Source organism: Idiomarina xiamenensis 10-D-4, assembly GCF_000299895.1.
GTDB lineage: Bacteria > Pseudomonadota > Gammaproteobacteria > Enterobacterales > Alteromonadaceae > Idiomarina > Idiomarina xiamenensis.
Window position 1 is genome coordinate 148,564 of sequence record NZ_AMRG01000004.1, and the last position, 23,809, is coordinate 172,372.

Consider the following 23,809-nt stretch of genomic DNA (forward strand, 5'->3'; position numbering starts at 1 on the left):
TTTTTTAGTATGATTAGCGCTAAAAAACGGACAAAACAAACCATTTAATCGAATCATTATTCGCTTGCGTGGCGCGTTGCAAGCAGTAAACTGAGCGAGCCAAATTAGGGAGATTTTTCATGCTCGCGATCCGTCCAGCTAACGCCACCGATGCGACTGCAATTAATGCGATTTATAACGATTACATTTTACGTACGTCGGTCACTTTTGATGTTGAGCCTTGGTCTTTAGATAAACGTCAACAATGGCTAAAGCGATTACTCGATAATCCGCGTTATCATATTTTTGTGGCCGAAGACGCTGATCAGGTGGTCGGCTTTGCCGCCAACGGACCGTTCCGCGACAAAGCAGCCTACGATGCCGCCAGCGAAGTATCGATATACTTGGCCGATGGTCAACAAGGCAAAGGCCTTGGTAAGCAGCTGCTACAGACCTTATTGGCAGCAGTTGCCGACAGCGATATTCATCGTGCCTATGCGGTCATTACACTACCGAACCCAAGCTCGATCGCGCTGCATGAGAAGTTGGGCTTTAAAGCGTGTGGCTTTTGGCATGAAGTCGGGTTTAAATTTGGCCAGTATTTTTCTGTTGGACTCTATGAAAAACGTTTAGATGATAGCAGCGGAGATAGCACGACCTACAGCTAACTAGCTTACGGCCGCGTCGATGGTGCTGACTGACAAAGTTCTTCCACCACGGTAGCGGCCACCTCGTTAGCATTACCCTGTAACTGCTGATGTAGTTGCGCAAAGGTCGCCAACAACTCGCTTTGTGGTTGCTGCAATAACGGTAACAGCTCATCGACAAGCGATGCCGGCGAGACTTGATGCTGGACAAGTTCAGGCACCAATTGTCGTCCGGCTAATAGATTCGGTAACGAGAAAAATTCGGCTTTAAATAAGCGTTTAATCAAATGATAACTGAGCCAACTGAAACGATAAGCGACCACCATTGGACGTTTGATCAACATAGCTTCTAAAGTCACCGTTCCTGAGGTCATCAACACCGCGTCGGCGGCGGCCATCACCGTACGTGACTGGCCATCGACCAAGGCGATATTAAGTTGAGGGTAACTTTTCAACAACTGCTGAAATTGTGTTTTGCGTGCCCCGCTCACCATCGGCGCAACAACCTGCAATCGCGGTAATTGCTGTTGCAAACGCGCAACCGCTTGCAAAAATACCGGCGCCATACGTGCAATCTCACCCTGCCGGCTGCCAGGTAATAAAGCTAACAGAGGACCATCGGTGGTTAACCCTAACGATGCTCTAGCCGTCGCTTGGTCGCTACGCATAGGAATTTCATCGGCTAGCGGATGGCCAACAAAGGTCGCCGCTAGTTGGTGCTGGTCGTAAAATGCCTTTTCGAACGGCAATAAACACAACACGTGATCAACGGCGGCCTTAATGCCAGTGATGCGCCCTTGCCGCCAAGCCCAAACCGATGGGCTAACATACTGCACCGTGTTAATACCCTGCGCTTTTAGACGCTTAGCAATCGGCAAGTTAAAATCAGGCGCATCGATGCCAATAAATACATCGGGTTGCATGGCCGATAAGGTATGTAGGATTTGGCGGCGGTGGCGCAGCAAGGTGGGTAGATGTTTTAGTACTTCCACCAAGCCCATGACAGCTAGATCTTCCATCGGTACCAAAGACGTTAGCCCCTCGGCCATCATCAGCGGACCACCAACACCAACAAACTGAGCATTGGGATGACGCTGTTTTAGAGCACGAATTAGGCCTGCACCTAATAAATCGCCGGAATGTTCTCCGGCGATGATAGCAAAACGATACTGATGTTCAGACACCATGGTATTCCGTTTACTCAGCCGTTATCGAATGATGCCACGCTGACTACTTTGAATAAAGTCGACCAGCGGTTGTAACTCCTCGGCGCCATTAGCGCTGAGTTGCGCCACGGCTTCATTCAAGCTATTGCCTTGCCGGTAGAGGGTTTTATAGGCACGGCGTAAATTACTGATTTGTTCAGCGCTAAAGCCGCGTCGTTTCAATCCTTCGCTATTAATGGTACGCGGTACGGCGTTGTGACCTTGCGCCATAATATAAGGGGGGATGTCCTGCACCACAACCGAATTAACCGCGGCGAAGGCATGCGAACCCACGCGACAAAATTGATGCACCCCGGTCAAACCACCCAAGATAACCCAGTCTCCGATGTGCACATGACCGGCTAAGGTAACCACATTAGCAAAAATGTTGTGATCGCCGATGACGCAATCGTGCGCCACGTGTACATAGGCCATAAACAGATTATCGCTACCGATGCGGGTGATACCCTCATCTTGCACGGTACCACGGTGCACCGTCACCGATTCACGAAAAATATTGTTATCGCCAACCACTAATTGCGTTGGCTCACCGGCATATTTTTTATCCTGACAATCTTCGCCAATTGAGCAAAACTGGTAAATACGATTGCCATTACCGATGCGTGTCGGTCCTTTAATGACAACATGCGAGCGAATATCGCAATCGTCGCCGATCTCAACGTGTTCACCGATAATGGTCCAAGGGCCGACGCTAACGTTGCGTCCTAATTTCGCCGAGGGATGAATAATCGCGGTTTCGTGAATCACTTAGTAATCTCTTCTAGCACAGATCAAATCGGCACAACAAGCTAGTTCACCGTCCACTTCGGCGCGGCCGGAAAATTTCCAAATACCACGGCGTTCTTTTTCAAACTTAACGTGAAAATGAATGGTATCGCCCGGCGTTACCTGACGCTTAAAGCGAGCATTATCAACACCAGCAAACAAATACAGTTCGTTCGCGGTGGCTTTACTCTTGCTCATTTTAAAGCCTAATAAACCAGCTGCTTGAGCCATAGCTTCTAACAATAAAACGCCCGGGAAAATAGGATTTCCAGGAAAGTGACCAGTGAAAATAGGTTCATTAACACTGACATTCTTTATGGCATGAATCGAGGCTTTGCTGTCGCAATCGATAACCCGGTCAATCAATAAAAACGGATAACGATGTGGCAGTAATTCCAACACTTCACGTACATCAAAACCTTGCTTCTGATCAGTCAAAAATCCATCCCCCAACAGATCGATATTAATCTTCTACACGCTTTTCTAGCGCTTTCACACGTTTAAATAGGTCGTCCAATTGACGGAAACGTGCGCCATTTCTTCGCCATTCACGATGTGCACTGGCTGGAATACCTGATGCATAAACACCGGGCTCGGTGATTTCTTTGATCACCATCCCAAAACCCATAATTTGTACATCATCGCAAATTTCAATATGCCCGTTAATGGCACTCGCACCACCGATTAAACAGCGTTTACCAATACGACAACTACCAGCCAATACGGTACAACCCGCAATCGCCGTATCCTCACCGACATAAGCGTTATGCGCGATTTGACATTGGTTGTCGATAATCACGCCGTCACATATGATGGTATCATCTAACGCGCCGCGATCGATGGTAGTACTCGCGCCAATATCAACACGATTACCGATCACCACCCGACCTAGCTGAGGGATTTTAACCCATTTTCCATTTTCACTGGCCCAACCAAAGCCATCGGCACCGACCACCGCGCCGCTGTGGAATAAACAGTCTTCACCAATAACGATCTGATGATAGATGTTCACACCTTGCCAAATACGCGTTCGTGCACCAATTTCAGTGCCCTGACCGATATAGCAATTAGCACCGATGGTAACGTCATCGGCAATCACCACATGGTCAGCAATCACCGTATTCGGCCCTATCGCAACGTTATTGCCTATACGTGCGCTATCCGCAATTTTGGCGCTGACATCGATACCCTGCGCAGGCGCCGGCGTGGTATCCAGCAATTGTGCGATTTTAGCAAAAGCCGCGTAAGGGTTTTTACAGATAATCGCTGCAGCGATGTCATCGCTGTCGTCTTGCGCCGCTAACAGCACTGCGCTGGCATGGGTTGATTGCAACTGTGACTTATAACGACTGTTCGCTAAAAAGGCGATGTCGCCGGCTTGCGCCGACGCCAAAGTCGCTACCGCCTTGATCAGTATGCTGTCATCACCACGAACGTCGCCGCCCACATGTTCAGCAAGTTGAGCAAGTGAAAATTCTGTCATGAATTACTGACCGCCCTTCATGCGTTCAACAACTTCATCACTTAAATCAGCATCTTTTTTGATAAAGGCGACAGCATTGCTTTGTAAAACGATGTCATAGCCTTCAGCGTCGGCAATCGCATTAATCGCCTGCTGTACATCACCCAACAATTTGTTGCGCTCTTCGGCTTGGCGACGACGAGTATCTTCTTGCAACGCCTTATTCTTCAATTGTGCTTCGGCAACGACTTGCTCAAGTTGACGATTCAGCTGGGTCTTTTCTTGCTCAGACATGATCGACTGATCACGCTCTTGCTTTTGACGCAATTCCTGCACTTTTTGCTCTAACTGACGCATTTCTTGGAAACGCGGTTCAAACTCATCCTGCAGCTTCTGAGAAATTTGCTCACGCTGTGGCAATTCTTGAAAAATCTGCATCATATCAACGACACCGATCTTCTGCTGAGCTTGTGCGGCACCGGCCATCAGTGCGGTTGCTGCAGCAACGGCTGTCACGGTAGTCTTCATTAGCTTTTTCAAAGCAATCTCCTTGATGTCAAAATACGTTTTATTATTAGAATGTTGTACCAATATTGAAAGTAAAGACCTTAGTCTCGTCGCCTTCAACTTCTTTTAATGGTCTACCCAAAGCAAAGGTCAATGGCCCCATTGGTGATAGCCATTGCACCGCAATACCATAAGACGCGCGGAAGTCGCTTGGCGAGCTGTAATCGCTAAGCGGTGGTGAATTACTGTTGTACACCACTTCCAGATCTTTATAGGCATCATAGTCGAACTCAGTATCCCACACTGTGCCAACATCGACAAATAACGACGTACGCACACTGTTTTTATATTCTTCACTTAAAAATGGTGTTGGGAAAATCAATTCGACGCCACCAGAGATTTTTGCGTTACCACCTACCGAATATTCAGTAACGTACAGACTATCCGCACCCGGACCAGCAGGGATACCGTTTAAGCTACCATCTAAGCTTGGCGGACCATCAATTTGTGACGGACTACGATAAACAGCACGAGGACCGACCGTATTCGACTCAAATCCGCGTAATGAGTCGGCGCCACCGATACGGAAGTATTCCCAAAACGGGAACAAGTAATCATTGCCGTTACTGTCTTGACCGTAACCATTACCATAACCCAAGTTCAGTCGGGTTAAGAATGACCAAGTTTGCGCATCATTAAGCGCCCAATAATTACGGAAGTCATAGCGCAAAATAAAATAGTTAATATCGCTGTTCGGAGTCGCAATATTTAACGACGCCGACTGCGACGAACCGCTAGTTGGGAAAGTACCACGGTTCAAGGTGACTCGTGACCAACCGGCTGACAGCTCGTAGATGTTAAATTTAACACCGACATTCGGGTTGTTGGTATCGATATAGGGACGGTAAAAATTACGCACCTGCTCGTAGCCATCAACGTTAGTAACTTGCTGGTTTTTATAGTTAATACCAAAATTTAAGCGGTTATACTCGTTAATTGGGAAACCTAACGAGCTGCCGACACCGTAAGTGCGCTGATTATAACGGATCAAGTTTTCGGCACGTCCGGCATCAAACTCAGAATAAAACACCTGACCAGACAAGCTGACGCCGTTGATGGTCCAATAAGGGTCGGTATAAGATAAGCTCAAGCTCTTATTAAAACGGTTCGTCGATGCATTTATTGAGGCTCGGTTACCTGTCCCCAAGAAATTATTTTGCGTGACTCCGGCGTTTAATTGTAAGCCGGAATAATCACCGTAACCGATACCGACGTTAAACTGGCCCGATTGCTGTTCCTTCACCGTATAGTTGACATCAACTTCGTCGCTGCTGCCACCCACTGGCGTGGTGGTAGTTTCTACGGTTTCGAAGAAGCCCAAACGTTCTAACCTAACTTTACCTTGTTGCACGTTGGAATCGGACAACCAAGCGCCTTCTAATTGACGCATCTCACGCCGTAACACACGGTCTTGAGTGACGTTATTACCGGTAAAGTTAATACGTCGAACATACACGCGTTTACCTGGGTTGACTGAGAAAGTCAGGCTAACTTCGTTATTATCTTCGTCGATTTCCGGTATCGCCCGAACTTCCGGATAAGCATAACCAAAGCGACCATAGAAACGACCGATAATATCTTCAATATAAGTCACTTGTGCCGCACTATAGGTGGTACCCGGCTGGATCGTTGCAAGCTTACCGACAACTTCATCATGGCCACGCAAGTCACCAATGACTGAGGTACCGGTCACTTTAAACTTGTGCCCTTCTTTAATATTGATAGTGACATAAATACCGTCACGTTCAGGCGTCATTGCGACTTGTACTGATTCGACTTGGAAGGTTAAATAACCACGGTCTTTATAATAAGACTCAAGCGTTTCTAAATCGCCGCCAAGTTGCTGCTTCTGGTAACGTTTTTCGCCAATAATATTCCACCACGGCAATTCGTCCCGCAATTCAAACTCAGCGAGTAATTCTTCATCGCTAAACGCTTTATTACCAACGATGTTTATTTGCGCAATTTCAGCCGCATCGCCCTCTTCAAAGTTGATTTTTAACTCAACCCGATTGCGCGGCAAATCGACCACAGTAATGGTTACTTTAGCGTTATATTTACCGACACTGTGGTAAAAGTCTTCAAGCCCTTTCTCGATTTCGCTAATGGTAGTCATATCCATCGGCTCACCGACAACAATGCCATTTTCTTCCAAGCTTTGTTGTAACTGCTCGTCTTGAATGTCTTTATTACCATCAAAGGTGACGTTACTGATGGTGGGACGTTCACTGACATCGAAAATCAGTGTGTTGCCATCGCGCAACACTTTGACGTTATCAAAGTGTGTCGATGAATACAGCGACTTAATCGATTGGCGTAGTTGAAATTCATCAATTTCATCACCGATACGCACCGGGATATAGGTTAACGCCGCGCCCAAAGCGACCCGTTGTAACCCTCGAACCTTGATATCTTCAACAACGAACTGATCGGCTGCATACGCAGGTAACACCGCACCAGCAACCAAACTTCCTAATAACAGCTTTCTCAACGTCATTCTGTTGCTACTTATCTTTATTAATAGTGAGTTAAAGTGCGAGACGGGTAATATCGTTGGTTATTGCTATAGCCATCAGCAAAAACACTAAGGCACCGCCAATCCGATAGCAAATGTCCTGTACCTTTTCCGATAACGGCTTACCCCGAACCCACTCAATGACAAAAAAGAGTAAATGTCCACCATCAAGAACCGGCAATGGTAGCAGGTTAATGATGCCCAGATTGACACTTAACAGCGCCAGGAAACCCAAGAAATAAACAAACCCTGTCGCGGCCTGAGCCCCGGCACCCTCGGCAATACTAATAGGACCGGCCAAATTCTTCACGGAAACATCGCCGGTCAGTAACTTGCCGATCATTTTAAAGCTCAAAACAATGAGATCCCAAGTACGTTTTGCCCCCTCGGCAATGGCCGTAAACGGACCATACTGCTGGGTAAACAAATAGGCCTCAGGATAGGCATCGGCACGTGGTACCACACCTAAAAAGCCGCGTTCATTACGCGAGCCTATCATCACGTCGATTTGTTGACGTTGCCCATCACGCTGCACGCTAAACTGGCGTACTTGTCCAGCCGAGTCGGCGATGAGTTCCCTTATTTGGCTCCATTCGCTAATAAGAGTTCCGTCGATGGCGACAATTTTATCGCCTGCCTGAAAACCCGCTTTAGCGGCTGGTGAATCGGCTGCAATCTCGACAATGTCGGTATACACCTGAGGGCGATAAACTTCGATACCAACGCTTTGAAACGCGGCTTGAGTTTGCGGGTCATACTGCCAGTTTGTCAAATCTAAGCGGTATAATCGTTCCTCACCGTTAGCCATACGCACGGTAACATCGGTTGACGCATCGCCAATCGCCGATGCCAAGGCCATATGCACCTGTTCCCAGTTATGGGTGTCTTGACCAGCAATAGAGGTGATTTCTGCGCGTGCCGGTAAGCCACTTTCGGCGGCAATCGAATTCGCTTGCAGTTCACCAATAATCGGCTTAACCGACGGTACGCCAATGACAAACATTAACCACAATACCGCTACCGCTAAGACAAAATTAGCCAACGGCCCGGCCGCCACCACCGCAAAACGTTTAGCCACCGATTTGTGGTTAAAGGCTAAATGACGTTGTTCGGCTGGCACCTCATCAACACGACTATCGAGCATGCGTACATAGCCGCCCAACGGGATCATACCCAGTTGATAGACGGTGCCGTCTTTCGCTTCACGACGCCACAATGGACGACCAAAGCCCACCGAAAAGGTCAACACTTTAACCCCAGCGCGGCGCGCCACCCAAAAATGACCAAACTCGTGAAAGCTCACCAAAATACCTAAGGTGACGACAAAAGCCGCGATAGTCCACAACACATCCATCATGCCGCGACACTCCGTAAATGCTCGCGCACGAAGCATCGAGTCTGTTCATCAATAGCCAAAATATCATCTAACTGCCGTGGTTCGGCAACGTTTAGTACAGCTAACGCCTGCGCACAAACTTCGGCAATTTGAGTAAAACCAATGCGTTCTTGCAAAAATGCTTCAACAGCCAATTCATTCGCGGCATTTAAGCAGGTCGTTGCCGCTTGCCCCGCCCAACATGCATCAATAGCAAGCTGCAAACAGGGATAGCGTTGCGGACAAGCTTGGGCAAACGTCAATTGACTCAATTGCGTGAAATCAAGTGCGGCGACGCCGCTATCGATACGCTCTGGATAACTCAAACTGTACGCTATCGGTGTACGCATATCGGGTTGTCCTAATTGCGCAATCACCGAGCCGTCCTGATATTGCACCATCGAATGAATCACACTTTGCGGATGCAATAACACCGCTAATTCGTGTCGCTGGCAATTAAATAACCAACGCGCTTCGATATATTCCAAGCCTTTGTTCAGCATGGTTGCTGAGTCGACCGATATCTTTTGCCCCATTGACCAATTAGGATGCGCACATGCCGCAGCCGGTGACTGTTTTGCCAACTGCGCCAGTGGCGTCTGACGAAATGGTCCGCCCGAGCCGGTCAATAAAATTTGGCTAATACCGTGTTCGGCCAGCTGCTGTTGCCCAATCTGTTGTTGCGCCGCGCTGGGTAAGCATTGAAAAATGGCGTTATGCTCGCTATCTACCGGCAGCAACATGGCATTCGATTGGGCCAGTGCATCGATAAACAACTGGCCACTCATCACTAACGCTTCTTTATTCGCCAATAACACGCGTTTATTAGCCTTAATTGCTGCCAGTGTGGGTAACAAGCCAGCCGCCCCGACAATCGCGGCCATGACAATGTCGCTATCACTATTGCCGGCAATATCTAACAAGGCGGCGGCGCCACTATCAACCTGAATGTCGGATAATTGATGTTGCTGCAACAACTGGTGCAAGCGCTGAGCCGCATCAGTATCAACCATCACCACTCGCTGTGGCTGGTATTGACGGCAGCTTTCCAGCATCGCATCGACGTTGTTATAAGCGCTAATCGCATGCAATTGAAATTGCTGCGGATGACGCTCAATAACGTCTAGGGTATTTTGTCCAATAGAGCCGCTAGCTCCTAGAATAGTGACGCGCTGTGGCAAAACATGAGTCGTCATGGTTACACCATTAACCATAAGTACGCTAAGGTGAACACCGGCAAAGCAGCGGTTAAGCTGTCGATACGATCCAAAATACCGCCATGGCCGGGCAAAATAGCACCGCTGTCTTTAACCCCGGCACAACGCTTAAACATACTTTCATTAAGATCGCCAAAAACCGATGCAACAACAGTAAATAAACCGGTTAAGTAAAATCCGGTAAATTGCGTTGCGGGCACTTTAGCCCAATGCGAAACCACCATCATCACCACGAAAGCCAGCGTAATACCGCCACACAGGCCTTCCATGGTTTTCCCCGGACTCACCGCTGGCATCATTTTATTACGACCGTAGCGCACACCGGCAAAGTATGCGCCGACGTCGGCGGCCCAGACCAGTAACAGAATAAATAACGCCACGAAGCCACCGTAATAGGGTTCACTATCAATACGAATGGCGCGTACGCTAAGTAACGCCGCCCAGGCAGGTACTAACGTTAACACACCGAATAAACCGACAATGGCGCGCGTACGTGACCATAACCGGCGGCTAGTCGGATAATTAACAATTAGCGCAAATGCAATGACCCACCACACACCACCGGCCAGAATACTCCAATATAGTGGTCTAGCGAGTTGGCCGTCTTGCCAAACGGTCGCCAGCGGCGTCAACCAGCTAAGCACGCTAATAATGACACCAATTAACAGCGTATAAGCGATACGGCCACTGAGGCGACGCACCCCCATTAACGGCGACCATTCCCAAGCGCCTAGCATCAATACCACTTGCGCAAAAATCGAGAAGCCCCACAACGGCAAGGCAAATACACAATACAGTGCTAATGGAATCAGCACGAGGGCTGTCAAAATTCGTTGTTTTAACAAAAAATCAGTCCTCTATCGGGGCTTTGTCAGCCATAATCATACTGTGTATTTGCTCGCTGGTTAAGCCAAAGCGACGCTCTCTTGCGGCAAAATCGGCTATCGCGGCAGCAAATGTATGATCATCAAAATCAGGCCACAATACTGGGGTAAAATAAAGCTCAGCATAGGCTAATTGCCACAGCAGGAAATTACTAATGCGATGTTCACCGCCGGTACGGATAAGCAAATCCGGTGCTGGCTGGTCCGCAAGTTGTAGCTCGTCGCTAAGACGTTGCTCATCAATATCCGCTATGGCTAAGCGGCCATCAGTGACTTGTTCAGTTAAACGGCGACAGGCCTGCGCAATATCCCAACGACCACCATAATTGGCGGCGATATTTAAATTTAACTCGTGATTATCACGTGTTTTTGCTTCTGCAGCCGCAATTTTTTCCTGTAATCGTTGTGAAAACTGCGATAAATCGCCTATTACACGTAGCCGTACACCGTGCTTATGCAGTTTTTTCACTTCACGTTGCAACACAGTGACAAATAATTCCATCAACACGCTGACTTCTTGTGCTGGACGATTCCAGTTTTCACTACTAAAAGCAAACAGTGTCAGTGATGTTAAACCTTGTCGACGCGCAAAAGCCACCGCGCGGCGCACCGCTTCGGCACCAACTTTGTGGCCGTAAGTACGGCGTTTGCCACGCTGTTGCGCCCAGCGACCATTACCATCCATGATGATGGCAACGTGCTTTGGCATCAATTGTTGAGTATTCGACACTGCATTCATAGTCAGCCTGGTCATAGAAAAACGCCGCGCGAGTATAACCGACGCGGCGCTAGACACCAATCGTCTTGGTGACGACTGCTTAAACTTCCATCAAGTCGTCTTCTTTCGCCTTCAGATGATCATCGATAGCCGCAATATATTTGTCGGTTAACTTTTGGATTTCATCTGTCGCTTTACGTTCCTCATCTTCGGTGATTTCTTTTTCTTTCAGCAATTCTTTTAAATCGCTGTTAGCATCGCGACGAATGTTACGTACCGCTACCCGCCCCTGCTCGGCTTCAGCACGAACAACTTTAACCAAATCGCGACGACGCTCTTCGGTTAATGGCGGCAAAGGTACTCGAATAACAGCACCCGCGGCAGCTGGGTTCAAGCCTAGGTCAGACTGCATAATAGCCTTTTCTACCGCACCACTCGAGGATTTATCAAATACCGTCAAAGCTAACGTGCGCGAGTCTTCGGTGGTAATGTTCGCCAATTGGCGTAATGGTGTTTCGGTGCCGTAATAATTGACCGTAATACCGTCTAGTAAGCTAGGATGCGCACGTCCGGTGCGAACTTTCGCCATTTGACCACGCAGTGCTTCCACACTTTTTTCCATACGCGATTTGGCGTCTTTAATAATGTCGTTAATCACAGTTAAACCCTTTTTAGTGTGAATTTAATCGTTATCAGCCGAGTTACTAATCAAGGTACCTTCCGGCTCACCCATCAATACCGAACGCAGCGCTCCTGGTTTGTTCATGTTAAATACACGAATAGGCAAACTATAGTCGCGCGCCAGCGTAAACGCTGCTAAATCCATAACTTTTAGTTGTTGTTGTAAAACATCCTGATAGGTGATGTGTTTATACAACTCGGCATTCGGATCTTTATTCGGATCGGCAGAGTATACCCCATCTACCTTGGTTCCTTTAAGTACTACGTCGGCCTCAATTTCGATACCACGTAAGCAAGCCGCTGAATCGGTGGTAAAAAATGGGTTGCCGGTTCCGGCAGAAAATATCACGACGCGGCCCGATTTCAGTAGGCTGATCGCCTCTGCCCAATTGTAGCTATCACAGACCCCGGTCAGTTCAATGGCCGACATCAGTCGTGCATTAACAAACGCCCGGTGCAAGGCATCGCGCATCGCTAAGCCATTCATTACCGTTGCTAGCATGCCCATGTGGTCGCCCACAACCCGGTTCATACCCGCTTTGGCTAGGCCTTCACCGCGGAACAAATTACCACCACCGATAACTAACCCGACCTGAACCCCGAGCTCGACCAGCTCTTTGATTTCTTGCGCCATGCGGTCTAGCACTTTGGCATCAATGCCAAAAGGTTCATCACCCATCAGGGCTTCACCGCTAAGTTTCAATAAAATGCGTCGATATTGAGGTTTTGGATGGGTGCTCATAGCTACAGTTTCCGTTTTTTTGTCAAAAAAAACCGCGTCCTGAATAACCAGAACGCGGTCACTTTTATTAGCGTGTAAGTCGTAGCAAAAACGACACGGGCTTAGCCCTTGTTCGCCGCCGCTACTTGAGCTTGAACTTCAGAAGCAAAATCTTCTTCTTTACGCTCAATACCCTCGCCGACTTCAAAGCGTACGAATGTGACAACGTCAGCACCCGCTTTCTTCAGCAATTCAGCCACGGTGATCGATGGGTCTTTAACGAAAGGTTGACCAGTCAGGCTGATTTCGCCAGTAAACTTACGCATACGGCCTTCAACCATCTTCTCAGCGATCTCTTTAGGCTTACCGCTTTGCATGGCGATATCAACCTGAATTTCACGCTCTTTAGCAACTACTTCGGCGCTTACGTCTTCAGGCTTAACGAACTGAGGTGCGCTTGCCGCAACGTGCATGCACAGGTCGCGCGCTAAGTCAGCGTCACCGCCGGTAATAGCGACAGCAACACCAATGCGGTTACCGTGTACATAAGTCTCAACCAGATCACCAGCTTCAACCGTCGCAACACGACGCACGTTGATGTTCTCACCAATTTTAGCAACCAGCGTAGAACGCGCTTCTTCAACGCTAACACCGTCAAAATCAGCTTGCTTTAATGACTCAACGTTGTTTTCTTTGTTGTTGAATGCAACATTAATAAGCTTATCGCCAAAGGCCAAGAAGCTGCTGTCACGAGCAACAAAGTCAGTTTCGCTGTTTAACTCAACCAAGGTACCTACGTTACCCTCAGCTTTGGTTAAGATGATACCTTCAGCAGCGATACGGCCTGCTTTTTTAGCCGCTTTCGCTTGACCGTTTTTGCGCATTTCTTCAATGGCAGCTTCGATATCGCCATTGGTTTCTTGCAACGCTTTTTTACAGTCCATCATGCCAGCGCCTGTGCGCTCGCGCAGTTCTTTTACCAGAGCTGCTGTAATAGCCATGAATGAAGTCCTCTTATTCAGTTTCTTCGATGAAGCCGTCTGCTTCTGCTGCTTCTGGAGCGGCATTGCGAGCTTCATTGATTGCGTTAGCTGCTGAACCTAAGTACAAGTTCACCGCACGGATAGCATCGTCGTTACCAGGGATAACGTAGTCAACGCCATCAGGGTTAGAGTTAGTATCAACCACCGCTACAACAGGGATACCCAGGTTGTTAGCTTCTTTAATCGCGATGTGCTCGTGGTCAGCGTCGATAACAAAAATCACGTCAGGCAAACCGCCCATGTTTTTGATACCACCCAAGCTTTTCTCAAGCTTTTCCATTTCGCGGGTGTTCATCAACGCTTCTTTCTTAGTCAGCTTATCGAACGTACCGTCTTGACTCATAGTTTCTAAGTCTTTCAGACGCTTGATTGACTGACGCACGGTTTTCCAGTTAGTCAACATACCGCCCAACCAGCGATGGTTAACGTAAAACTGGTTACAGTTGTTTGCTGCTTCTTTGACTGACTCTGCAGCAGCGCGCTTAGTACCAACGAATAAAATCTTACCTTTGTTTGAAGAAACGTGCTGCATATAGTTCAGCGCGCTGTTAAACATAGGTACGGTTTTTTCAAGGTTGATAATATGAATGCGGTTGCGAGCACCGAAGATGAAAGGCTTCATTTTCGGGTTCCAGAAACGGGTTTGGTGACCGAAGTGGACACCCGCTTTAAGCATGTCACGCATTGACACGTTTGCCATAATCTTTTTCCTTTTTAGGGGGTTAGGCCTCCATACATCCCATAACCCGACCCGTGTTCAACACCCTGTGTTTAACACTAGGCACCCCGGACTATGTGTCGATGTATGTGTGGTTTTAATTGTTTAATTAACGCCAACGATTTATCGTCGACGACTATCGCAAATTACATTGACGGTGATTTGCGAGGCGCTTTATACCATATTTTGCGCTGTTTGAGCAAGCCAAAAACAGTTTTTATCGGTTCCTGTTTAAGCCATAAATTAACGCTTAGCGTTACCACCAAGCTAACGCCCAGCCGCATGCTAGCGCTAGCACCAAAGCCGCTTTCCTGCTAGCATACGCAGACCTTGAAGTAAGCCTTGATGAGTGACGAGGATAAGCATGGCAATCACCATAAAAACGCCAGAAGAAATCGAAAAAATGCGCGCAGCGGGCCGTTTGGCCGCGTCAGTACTAGAAATGATCGGCGAGCATGTCAAAGCAGGCGTCACCACCGCCGAACTGGATAAAATTTGTCACGACTATATTATTGAGCACGGCGCTACCCCTGCTCCGCTCAATTATCACGGTTTTCCAAAATCGATTTGCACCTCATTAAATCATTGCGTTTGTCACGGTATTCCAAACGATAAACCGTTAAAAGACGGCGACATCATGAATATTGACGTAACCGTGAAACTAGACGGCTATCATGGCGATACTTCAAAAATGTTTGTGGTGGGTAAACCGTCAATTCTAGCCGAGCGTTTAATTCGGGTTACTCAAGAATCCTTATATAAAGCGATCAAAATGGTCAAACCGGGTGTGCAACTTGGCGATTTTGCAGCAGTCATTCAACAGCATGCGGAAAGTCACGGTTATTCCATTGTACGTGAGTATTGCGGGCACGGCATTGGCGCCGGTTTTCACGAAGATCCGCAAGTACTGCACTATGGCCAAGCGGGCACCGGTGAAACCCTGCAAGCTGGCATGTGCCTGACCATTGAGCCGATGGTCAATGCCGGTAAACGACAAACCAAGTTAATGAAAGACGGCTGGACGGTGTTAACGAAAGACCGCAGTCTGAGCGCGCAATGGGAACACACCTTATTGGTTACCGATGACGGTGTGGAAGTACTCACCCTGCGTAATGACGAAGATTTAGCTCGCGTGATTAGCGGCTAAGCAGCAACCAGCGTCGGCGGTAACTTCATGCTTGCAGACTCTTCACTGTTTCAACCGCGCTGGCCAGCAGCGCTGGATGAACACGCCGTGAATGCCTATCGCGAGCAGATTCAGGCGTATAACGACTGGGCCGAAGCACAGTTTGTTACCGACGACATCGACCATTTGGTACACCACCGCGCGGCCTTTTTCGACCAGTTGTTGTGCCACCTTTGGCAGCAGTTCAAACTGGATCAAGCACCGTTAGCACTGCTTGCCGTAGGCGGTTTTGGTCGGCAAACGCTGCACCCGGGTTCTGATATCGACCTATTAGTCACCTATCAGCAGCGGCCAACGCCAGTATTAGAGCAGCAAATCAGTCGTTTTATTACTCTGCTTTGGGATTTACGCATCGACATTGGTCACGCGGTGCGCTCAATAGACGACTGTATGTTGCAAGCGGCGGCGGATATTACGATTGCCACCAACCTGATCGAAAATCGTCTGATTTGCGGCGAACAGCAGCTAGCGGAAACGCTGCAACAGCGTATTAACTATGATTTTCCGTGGCAAAGTCGCGATTTTTATCAAGCTAAGTGCGAAGAACAACAACAGCGTCATCAGCAATACCACGGCACCTCTTACAATCTTGAGCCCAATATCAAGTCTAGCCCCGGCGGCTTGCGCGATGTGCAGACCATTGGCTGGATTGCTAAGCAGCACTTTAAAACTAAAACCGACGAAAGCTTAGTCGAGTATCGCTACATCAGCGCCGAAGAGTTCTTAGAACTACGCGATTGCCAGAACTTTTTATGGCGCATTCGTTATGCCCTGCACCTAGAAGTTGGCAAATGTGAAGACCGCTTACTGTTCGACTTTCAACCCGGCGTTGCCTCACGTTTAGGTTATGGTAATGAGGGTAAGCATTCGGTCGAGCTGATGATGAAGGATTACTTCAAAACGGTGTTGCAAGTCAGCGAGCTGAACCGCATGTTGCTGCAGTTTTTCGAGCAAGCGATTTTGGGTGGTCATGACTTAGCCGACGCCGAAGAAATCGACGCCGATTTTGCCATTTTAAGCGAACAGATCATGGCTCGCCATGACCAAGTTTTTGCCCAACCGCAAAACTTACTACGCTTCTTTTTGCTGATTGCCGAGCATCGGCAAATTAAAGGTATTCACTCGCACACCATTCGCTTACTCCGTAATGCACGTGCCGAGCTTAACGATCCACTCAGTCATGATAGCGAGTGCCGACAGTTATTTAAGCAATTACTGCGTCATCCGCGCGGCTGCGGTTTACCCTTTGCGTTAATGCACCATCACAGTATTTTGGCGCACTATTTACCACAATGGCGACAAATAGTCGGGCAAATGCAGTTTGATTTGTTTCACGCTTACACCGTTGATGAACATACTTTCCGTTTAGTGCGTAATCTCTACCGTTACAGCGAAGCCAAATACGCCGCGGAGTTTCCACTCTGCGCCGAACTGTTGCATCGCATGGCTAAACCAGAATTGCTGTACATTGCGGGTATTTTCCATGATATCGCTAAAGGCCGCGGTGGTGACCACTCAGAATTAGGCGAAATGGACGTTCGTAATTTCTGTTATCAACACGATTACAGCGACGGCGATACCGAACTGGTGGCGTTTTTGGTGCGTCAGCATTTATTAATGTCGGTGACTGCACAAAAACGCGATATACATGACCCCGACGTTATTCGTGAATTCGCCCGTAAAATGGGTTCACAGCAACGCTTAGATTATTTGTATTGTTTAACGGTAGCCGATATTCGTGCCACCAACAGCACGCTTTGGAATAACTGGAAGGCAACGCTGTTAGAGGAACTGTATCACGCTACCTCTACTCTGCTTAGCCAATCCAGCGACGGCGACGAGCAACCCACTTACGATGTGCGTACTCGCATTAACGAGCATAAAGCCACCGCCATGGCGCTGTTACTTAGCGCTGGCTTTGAACAGCAGCAGGTTAACGCGCTTTGGGGCCGCTTTACCGCCGATTACTTTTATCGTCATAGTGCCGAACAAGTGGCTTGGCATTCGCAGCATATTTTAAATATCTCGGGCGAGCACTTACCGTTAATCTTAATCGGTGACGAAAATAAACAAGGCACCACCGAGTTATTCATTTATCATCACGAAGAAAGCCATTTATTTGCGGCGGTAGCAGCGGTACTCGATAGTCAACGGTTGAGCATTCACGACGCGCAAATTTTGGCCACTCGAGATGGCTATGTAATGGATACCTTTGTGGTATTACAGCATGACGGCAAGCCGTTAACCGATAGCCAACGTATCGAAGAGCTAAAACAACACTTATTTGATGTGTTGCTGAAACGTCGCAATGTACCGGTAAATCAGCGCCGGTTATCGCGTCGCATGCGTAATTTCAGCGTCAAGACGCGGGTTAAGTTTTTAACCAGCCGACATCAAGGCCGTACCGCGTTTGAATTAGTGACGCTCGATCGGCCTGGACTGGTTGCTAAACTAGCCGCGGTTTTGCAACAATCGGACGTTACCCTATTGGCAGCCAAAATCACCACCATCGGTGAGCAAGCGGAAGATTTATTTATTGTTACCTCGGCGCAGCAACGGGCGTTAACCGACGAGCAGCAACAGCATTTACAGGCGCAAATTATTGCCGCCTTAGATCATTAAGTTTTCAGTTAATTTTACCTTTTAGGAAGTGGCGTAATCGCAATGAACGATTTAAAGCAGTTAATTAACGATGCCTTTGAGCAACGCAACCATTTAGGCCCTAAAACCGATAACGACGAATTGCGCGAGGGTGTGCGCTACGTTATCGATCAAATCGACCGCGGCGAACTGCGCGTGGCCGAGAAGATTGCTGGCGAATGGGTGGTGCACCAATGGCTGAAGAAAGCCGTGCTGTTGTCGTTTCGTTTAAACGACAACTACTTAACCGATGGCGGCGAGACCCGCTTTTGGGACAAAGTACCGGCTAAATTTGCCGATTATGACAGCGCTCGCTTCCGTGCCGAGGGTATGCGCGTGGTGCCGCCAGCGATGGTGCGTAAAGGCGCTTATATCGGCCGCAATGTGGTGGTCATGCCATCGTACGTCAATATTGGTGCATACGTTGGCGACGGCACCATGGTCGACACCTGGGCGACCGTCGGTTCATGCGCGCAAATCGGTAGCAACGTTCACCTGTCCGGCGGCGTTGGCATTGGCGGCGTGTTAGAGCCACTGCAAGCCAACCCAACCATCATCGAAGACAACTGTTTTATCGGTGCTCGCTCAGAGATCGTCGAGGGCGTGATTGTCGAACAAGGCGCAGTGATATCAATGGGGGTTTATATCGGTCAAAGCACCCGTATTTATGACCGTGAAAACGACAAGGTCATGTATGGCCGTGTGCCAGCAGGTGCCGTTGTAGTGCCGGGTTCACTGCCGGCAAAAGACGGAAGCCATAGCTTATATGCCGCCATTATCGTCAAGCGCGTCGATGCGCAAACACGTGAAAAGGTCGGTATTAACGCCCTATTACGCGGTGCCGAATAAGCTTAGCCGCTGCTACGGCTAAGCGTTTAAAGCCATCAGTTGCTGCTGTAGCGTTGCTGGCATGACCGTTTTGAACGGCTCCAACAGCGCTGGCGGCAACGCTGTGGTTACCTGCAAACGTTGGCCGGTCAGTGGATGGCTAAAACTCAAGCGGCTGGCATTCAGCAACAGCCGCTGAATATTAAAATGCTCACGGAAAAAACGGTTATGACGACCGTCGCCATGATTGGTATCGCCAACAATCGGATGTCGTATATGCGACATATGCCGTCTTAGCTGGTGCTTACGACCGGTTTTTGGCGTTAATTCAACTAACGAGTAACGACTAGTCGCATGCTTTTTGCTCACCGCAAATGGCAGTTCAATTTGCGCCAACCGCCGGTATTCGGTCAATGCCGGTTGCGCCGCTTTGTCTGGGTCAGCCAGTTCATCGGCATAAGCGTCCAGCTCTTCTTTCAAGGCATAATCGATGACACCCTGCTCGGCGACATAACCACGCACCACCGCGTGATAAGTTTTGTCGACTTGGCGATTGGCAAACGCCTCACTCATCTGCCGCGCTACCTCACTTGATAGCGCGAACATCAATAGCCCTGAGGTTGGCCGATCCAAGCGATGCACGGGATACACGTACTGGCCTAACTGGTCGCGTAATAGTTGCATGGCAAACTGTTTGGCGTCGCTAGCAATGCGACTACGATGCACCAACAAGCCCGCGGGCTTATCAATCACCACGATATCGTTATCGGCATAACGAATACTTAACTCATTCATCGGCAATTACTCATGTTCAGCGGCGTCATCGTCTTGCAGTGGATCCTGTCCGCTCAATAACACATCAAGTTGGCGAATGTGTTCAACCAATATCAGATAGCCGTTGTCTTGCTGGATGTGCGCCTGATACACCTGCGCAGCCATTGGACTAATGGCAATATTTTCGGGCAGCATTAAGCGTCCGTCGATCAAAGCGCGCATGCGCGGCAATAAAATGAACTGTAACCACTGATGAAAATGCAAGGTATCAACTGCGAAGGGTTGTTCGCTAGCTAGTGCGGCTGCCGACGGCGGTTGACTTTGCCATAGCTCAAGCTGTTGTAATTGAGCTTCAATGGCGTCCAGTAACGCCTGAGTTTGCTGATATTTTGCCATGATCCCCACTGTTTAGTTGTCATTCACTCGCTATTATCGATGTGCTTAGATACCATCGACTTACTGCGCAACGGCCTGCACCGGTTTCATAAAAACGACTCGAAAGCCAATGCGCAAGCCCCTATAATAGGCGCTCACAAGGGTAAAGGATTGCCGTTTAAATGCAAGCCAATAGCAACGCGAAAGATAAACCATGGGTAGACAATGACTGAGGTGATTAACAGCTTAGGTGAGTTTTTACAAAACGCCGATGCCGATTACTGGGTATTTGATATTGGCCGCCGTTTGCAAACCCTCGACCACGAGCAATTTGCTGCCATCGAGCAACAGCGGCAGGCGTATCCTTATCCGTTACAGCGCCACGCCTGGCTGGCGGTCTGTTTTTGGCACCGGCAACGCCCTCAACAACCCTATTTGTGGTTCTTAAAGCTACCACTGGATGAACGTGGTTTGCTCAACAGCGCCGCGCGTAATCAATTTTTACTACAGGTTATGGAAGCGTTGGGCGCGCAGGTTACCGCCGAGATCAGCGAAGCACAGCAGCAGCAACTGCAACAAAACCCGTTTTTATTCACCCCAAGCGAAGACAAGCGCGCGGCCTTGCATGCGCAGCTGCAAGTTCGTCGGCAACAACCGCCATCGATTCATTTTGAGGCAGTACAACAGTACTTTGCCGCACAGGCCAACAATAGCGATAGCGCTCCAGCACAACGCTGGCAAGATATCGGCTTACAAGGCCTGCACGATGTCGCCGCCCGGTTAATGCAAGACGCCAATTTGACCACGCAACTGAGTGCTTGTTATACGCAATTACCGCTAGCCGTGTTGCGGCCATTAACCGTTGCCTTAGAAAATACTCAACCTCCGCCAGCCCTACGTGACGCATTGCTGCGCTACTTCACCCAGCTCAACGCCGGTGAGCGTCGTAGTTTATGCCTGCGTGCATTAGCCGGTTGTGCCGAACAGCCAATGGTCAGCCAATGTTTACGCCAACCATTAGCCGCCGCCCACGATGCCAACTATGAGCTAGACGAACTGATCGTCATCGCGGCGCGGTTATGGCCACTGCTAGACGATGCCAAGGCGCTTCAACAGTATTTGTTGTTGCTTAGTCAGCAACCCCATAGCACTTTTACCGCGTTGTTTGCCGAACTGGTCAGTTTGCCAGCGTTACGACCGCAACTATTGGCGCTATTACAACAAACCAACTTGCCCGACGCATTGCAGCAAGCACTGCAAAGGATGCGTTCGTCATGACGCTATTTGACGCCTGGTTGCTGATAGCAATTGGCCTACTGGGTTGGCTGTTTTGGCTGTGGCGCCAGCAGTCCGAACGCGCTCGCCAACAAGCACAACGCTATTGTCAGCAACAACAATTACAATTGCTGGAAGTTTACCGGGGTAAAGGTCGATTTTGTCGTCATCAGGGCCGCTTGGGTTGGCTCAGTCACTTTCAATTCGACTTCAGTAGCGACGGCGAAAGCCGCTACCAAGGCGATTTATGGATGTTCAACGGTAAATTAACCAGCATCGAAACGCCTGCCTACCGCTTACCGAACTGAGACGTGCTGTAACGCACTCGCAAAAATGGTATTGAAAAACGCTCCGCCACGGAACCATGGATGAAGTGCCGTGACGAAGCGTTGCGCCAACCCTAAGAGGACAATGCTGGGGCCCTTCCTTGAGCCAAAAGCCGCCTTGGCAACCGCAGCAAGGATAGGCATGAAGCAGTATAACTAACTGCCAGTGTAGTATCGGAGGAATACGAGAAAGCAGACAACATCAGCCACTAAAGACTGACAACTCAACCGCTACATCGGAATGGTTAAATGGCGGGTTTAACGACGTGGTTTGACACCCAACAAGTGCAACCAAGCGTCTTTATACATCACCCAATCGCCTAACAGGCTGTACCAAGGGAGGCTAAAAGTCGCCGGCTTATTGCGTTCAAACAAGCCATGACCGAGCCAGGCAAAGCCATAACCTGCCAACGGCACCCATAGCAATAACCACGCATTACCTTGGTAGATGGCTGACGCAATGATCAGTAATACTAAACTGCTACCGATATAGTGCATGTAGCGGCAACGCGGGTCGCTATGCTCGCGCAGATAGTAGGGATAAAATTCGGCAAAACTCGAAAACTGGGCCGTTTTTGGGGCGTTGTCACTGCTCACCACGAGCTACCCGCGGCGCGCGCATAAAACATTAGATCCCCGCTCACACCCTGTACCGACAACTGTGTGATTGAACGATAATGATGACGTTGAAACAACGGCATCAAATGAGGTTGTGTGACCAACACCGCCACACCTTGCGACTCGCTGTCTTCATTGAGCACGGTTGCCGCCGCACTGACCAATAAATGTGACAACCCTTGCTGTTGGTAACGCGGATGTACCGCAATAAAAGCCAACATATGAAATTGCTCAACTGGCATTGCTTGCTGGATCAGGCGCTCTTTCTCAATCACTTGACGGGTGCTTAGATAGCCCGCGGTTAACAACATTTTTAAACGCCAGTGCCAATAACGCCCCGGCCCAAAACTAGCGCCCGGGCGGGTTAAGCAAGCAACACCCATGAGGGTATCGCCGTCGCGGATACCGACAATCGGTTGTCCGCTTTCCCAAAACGCGGCTAAATCCTCACGAATGGCAGCTCTTAAACGCTTTTCGTAGTCGGCTTTGTGGCCCTGAAAAAGCTGTAAAAACAACTCATCGTCATGATAAGCCTGATACAACAACGAGGCTGCCAGCTTGAGATCTTCGGCAGTCAAATACACCAGTTCACCGCTTAAGCGAGTTGCAGTAGCTTGTTCGGACATCGGCGCCCCCGTTGCTGTCGTTCAGTATCATGTATTTAGTAGCACGGATTTAGTAACAGCTATTTAATAAAAAATATGCAGTGCTGGCGTTTTAGCCGCTAAACCTGTGCTACGCGCTGTTGTCATCCAAGGTAGCCTGATTAATGCAGCCTGTCGAGCGCCAATTGACCACTACCGATCAACTGCTGGTCTTCAAAAACCAGTGGCGTGCATTCGTCTTTGGTGGTTAAACCGTCGCCTTTCACGCGCTGTGTACGATAGTACAACACTTGATAATCGTCGCCATCGATACGCACCGACTCGCTAAAATCGGGGACGCCTAATTGTTCGCGCACCAACGGCAGCGATGTACTCATGGTCAAACTAGCGATCATCGCACGATTGCGCTGTTCGCGCTCCGATTCGCTATGTTGGTTACTGTCGCTAGCGTGCTTTTCGGTGACAATTAAACAGCCGGGTAAGGTCAGTACCAACGGTGCCGTTAAACAAATTACAGCGAGTTTTTTATTCATCAGGTTATCCTTATTAGGTGATCACTTATTAGGTAATTACTGAGTAGGCAATTGCCCTATCGATGTTTCCCCAGTCTTTCCCCAACAGATAAGCAACCCGCGTGCCACTTGTAACCTATTGATTTTTATAG

At 48.9% G+C, this 23,809-nt stretch carries 25 protein-coding genes; 6 read left to right on the forward strand and 19 right to left on the reverse strand.

The features are described 5' to 3' along the window. Positions 1-119 precede the first annotated feature (119 nt). On the forward strand, positions 120-647 hold the full coding sequence (locus tag A10D4_RS04405) for a GNAT family N-acetyltransferase (protein WP_008487998.1): 528 nt from the start codon (positions 120-122) through the stop codon (positions 645-647). A gap of 5 nt (positions 648-652) precedes the next feature. On the opposite strand, the gene lpxB is transcribed toward A10D4_RS04405, so the two are convergent. The 14 genes from lpxB to rpsB form a co-directional block, all read right to left on the reverse strand. Continuing rightward, on the reverse strand, positions 653-1,813 hold the full coding sequence (lpxB, locus tag A10D4_RS04410) for a lipid-A-disaccharide synthase (protein WP_008487999.1): 1,161 nt from the start codon (positions 1,811-1,813) through the stop codon (positions 653-655). A 21-nt stretch (positions 1,814-1,834) separates the two neighbouring features. Beyond that, positions 1,835-2,599 carry an acyl-ACP--UDP-N-acetylglucosamine O-acyltransferase gene (gene lpxA, locus A10D4_RS04415; RefSeq protein WP_008488001.1) on the reverse strand — a complete coding sequence of 255 codons (765 nt, stop codon included), beginning with the start codon at positions 2,597-2,599 and terminating at the stop codon, positions 1,835-1,837. Continuing rightward, positions 2,600-3,055, reverse strand: a complete 456-nt coding sequence (gene fabZ, locus A10D4_RS04420) for a 3-hydroxyacyl-ACP dehydratase FabZ (RefSeq protein WP_008488002.1) — start codon at positions 3,053-3,055, stop codon at positions 2,600-2,602. It lies immediately after the preceding gene. Positions 3,056-3,080: 25 nt separating this feature from the next. Further along, positions 3,081-4,100: a UDP-3-O-(3-hydroxymyristoyl)glucosamine N-acyltransferase gene (gene lpxD, locus A10D4_RS04425; protein ID WP_008488003.1), complete on the reverse strand. Its 1,020-nt coding sequence runs from the start codon at positions 4,098-4,100 to the stop codon at positions 3,081-3,083. A gap of 3 nt (positions 4,101-4,103) precedes the next feature. Next, the gene (locus A10D4_RS04430; RefSeq protein WP_051002086.1) at positions 4,104-4,619 is read right to left on the reverse strand and encodes an OmpH/Skp family outer membrane protein; all 516 of its coding nucleotides are present in this window, start codon (positions 4,617-4,619) and stop codon (positions 4,104-4,106) included. Between the two features lie 34 nt (positions 4,620-4,653). Then, entirely contained in the window at positions 4,654-7,143 is a 2,490-nt protein-coding gene (bamA, locus tag A10D4_RS04435) for an outer membrane protein assembly factor BamA (RefSeq protein WP_008488005.1), read from the reverse strand. Between the two features lie 31 nt (positions 7,144-7,174). After that, positions 7,175-8,518: a sigma E protease regulator RseP gene (gene rseP, locus A10D4_RS04440; protein ID WP_008488006.1), complete on the reverse strand. Its 1,344-nt coding sequence runs from the start codon at positions 8,516-8,518 to the stop codon at positions 7,175-7,177. Further along, positions 8,515-9,732, reverse strand: coding sequence for a 1-deoxy-D-xylulose-5-phosphate reductoisomerase (ispC, locus tag A10D4_RS04445; protein ID WP_008488007.1), 1,218 nt, complete (start codon positions 9,730-9,732; stop codon positions 8,515-8,517). The genes rseP and ispC overlap by 4 nt, the downstream gene beginning before the upstream one ends. Before the next feature lie 2 nt (positions 9,733-9,734). Continuing rightward, positions 9,735-10,598 (reverse strand): phosphatidate cytidylyltransferase, encoded by an 864-nt coding sequence (locus A10D4_RS04450; RefSeq protein ID WP_008488008.1) that lies wholly within the window; start codon positions 10,596-10,598, stop codon positions 9,735-9,737. A 4-nt stretch (positions 10,599-10,602) separates the two neighbouring features. Beyond that, positions 10,603-11,391, reverse strand: a complete 789-nt coding sequence (gene uppS, locus A10D4_RS04455; protein ID WP_202801431.1) for a polyprenyl diphosphate synthase — start codon at positions 11,389-11,391, stop codon at positions 10,603-10,605. A 64-nt stretch (positions 11,392-11,455) separates the two neighbouring features. Continuing rightward, positions 11,456-11,977, reverse strand: coding sequence for a ribosome recycling factor (frr, locus tag A10D4_RS04460; protein WP_420196181.1), 522 nt, complete (start codon positions 11,975-11,977; stop codon positions 11,456-11,458). Positions 11,978-12,037: 60 nt separating this feature from the next. Further along, entirely contained in the window at positions 12,038-12,778 is a 741-nt protein-coding gene (gene pyrH, locus A10D4_RS04465) for a UMP kinase (RefSeq protein ID WP_008488012.1), read from the reverse strand. A gap of 101 nt (positions 12,779-12,879) precedes the next feature. After that, positions 12,880-13,758, reverse strand: coding sequence for a translation elongation factor Ts (tsf, locus tag A10D4_RS04470; protein ID WP_008488013.1), 879 nt, complete (start codon positions 13,756-13,758; stop codon positions 12,880-12,882). A gap of 13 nt (positions 13,759-13,771) precedes the next feature. Then, on the reverse strand, positions 13,772-14,500 hold the full coding sequence (gene rpsB, locus A10D4_RS04475; RefSeq protein ID WP_008488014.1) for a 30S ribosomal protein S2: 729 nt from the start codon (positions 14,498-14,500) through the stop codon (positions 13,772-13,774). Between the two features lie 382 nt (positions 14,501-14,882). Between rpsB and map the strand changes: the two genes are divergently transcribed. The 3 genes from map to dapD are packed head-to-tail and all read left to right on the forward strand — an operon-like array spanning position 14,883 to position 19,193. Continuing rightward, the gene (gene map / locus A10D4_RS04485; RefSeq protein ID WP_008488016.1) at positions 14,883-15,665 is read left to right on the forward strand and encodes a type I methionyl aminopeptidase; all 783 of its coding nucleotides are present in this window, start codon (positions 14,883-14,885) and stop codon (positions 15,663-15,665) included. A gap of 27 nt (positions 15,666-15,692) precedes the next feature. After that, positions 15,693-18,326: a [protein-PII] uridylyltransferase gene (glnD, locus tag A10D4_RS04490; RefSeq protein ID WP_008488017.1), complete on the forward strand. Its 2,634-nt coding sequence runs from the start codon at positions 15,693-15,695 to the stop codon at positions 18,324-18,326. A 42-nt stretch (positions 18,327-18,368) separates the two neighbouring features. After that, positions 18,369-19,193, forward strand: coding sequence for a 2,3,4,5-tetrahydropyridine-2,6-dicarboxylate N-succinyltransferase (dapD, locus tag A10D4_RS04495; RefSeq protein WP_008488018.1), 825 nt, complete (start codon positions 18,369-18,371; stop codon positions 19,191-19,193). An 18-nt stretch (positions 19,194-19,211) separates the two neighbouring features. On the opposite strand, the gene truC is transcribed toward dapD, so the two are convergent. Continuing rightward, positions 19,212-19,967 (reverse strand): tRNA pseudouridine(65) synthase TruC, encoded by a 756-nt coding sequence (gene truC / locus A10D4_RS04500; protein WP_008488020.1) that lies wholly within the window; start codon positions 19,965-19,967, stop codon positions 19,212-19,214. 6 nt (positions 19,968-19,973) lie between these two features. Beyond that, positions 19,974-20,342: a YqcC family protein gene (locus A10D4_RS04505; protein ID WP_008488021.1), complete on the reverse strand. Its 369-nt coding sequence runs from the start codon at positions 20,340-20,342 to the stop codon at positions 19,974-19,976. Between the two features lie 204 nt (positions 20,343-20,546). Here A10D4_RS04505 and A10D4_RS04510 point away from each other — a divergent pair, with 204 nt between their 5' ends. Beyond that, positions 20,547-21,599 carry a DUF3549 family protein gene (locus A10D4_RS04510; protein WP_008488022.1) on the forward strand — a complete coding sequence of 351 codons (1,053 nt, stop codon included), beginning with the start codon at positions 20,547-20,549 and terminating at the stop codon, positions 21,597-21,599. Next, the gene (locus tag A10D4_RS04515; protein WP_008488023.1) at positions 21,596-21,904 is read left to right on the forward strand and encodes a DUF3301 domain-containing protein; all 309 of its coding nucleotides are present in this window, start codon (positions 21,596-21,598) and stop codon (positions 21,902-21,904) included. Before A10D4_RS04510 ends, A10D4_RS04515 begins: the two co-directional genes overlap by 4 nt. 276 nt (positions 21,905-22,180) lie before the next feature. On the opposite strand, the gene A10D4_RS04520 is transcribed toward A10D4_RS04515, so the two are convergent. The 3 genes from A10D4_RS04520 to A10D4_RS04530 all read right to left on the reverse strand — a co-directional run bounded on the left by A10D4_RS04520 (position 22,181) and on the right by A10D4_RS04530 (position 23,678). After that, a complete protein-coding gene (locus tag A10D4_RS04520) occupies positions 22,181-22,519 on the reverse strand; it encodes an Mpo1-like protein (protein ID WP_008488024.1) in 339 nt (112 codons plus the stop codon). Beyond that, the gene (locus A10D4_RS04525; RefSeq protein WP_008488025.1) at positions 22,516-23,166 is read right to left on the reverse strand and encodes a GNAT family N-acetyltransferase; all 651 of its coding nucleotides are present in this window, start codon (positions 23,164-23,166) and stop codon (positions 22,516-22,518) included. Before A10D4_RS04525 ends, A10D4_RS04520 begins: the two co-directional genes overlap by 4 nt. Before the next feature lie 140 nt (positions 23,167-23,306). After that, entirely contained in the window at positions 23,307-23,678 is a 372-nt protein-coding gene (locus A10D4_RS04530) for a DUF3192 domain-containing protein (RefSeq protein WP_008488026.1), read from the reverse strand. Positions 23,679-23,809: the final 131 nt, after the last annotated feature.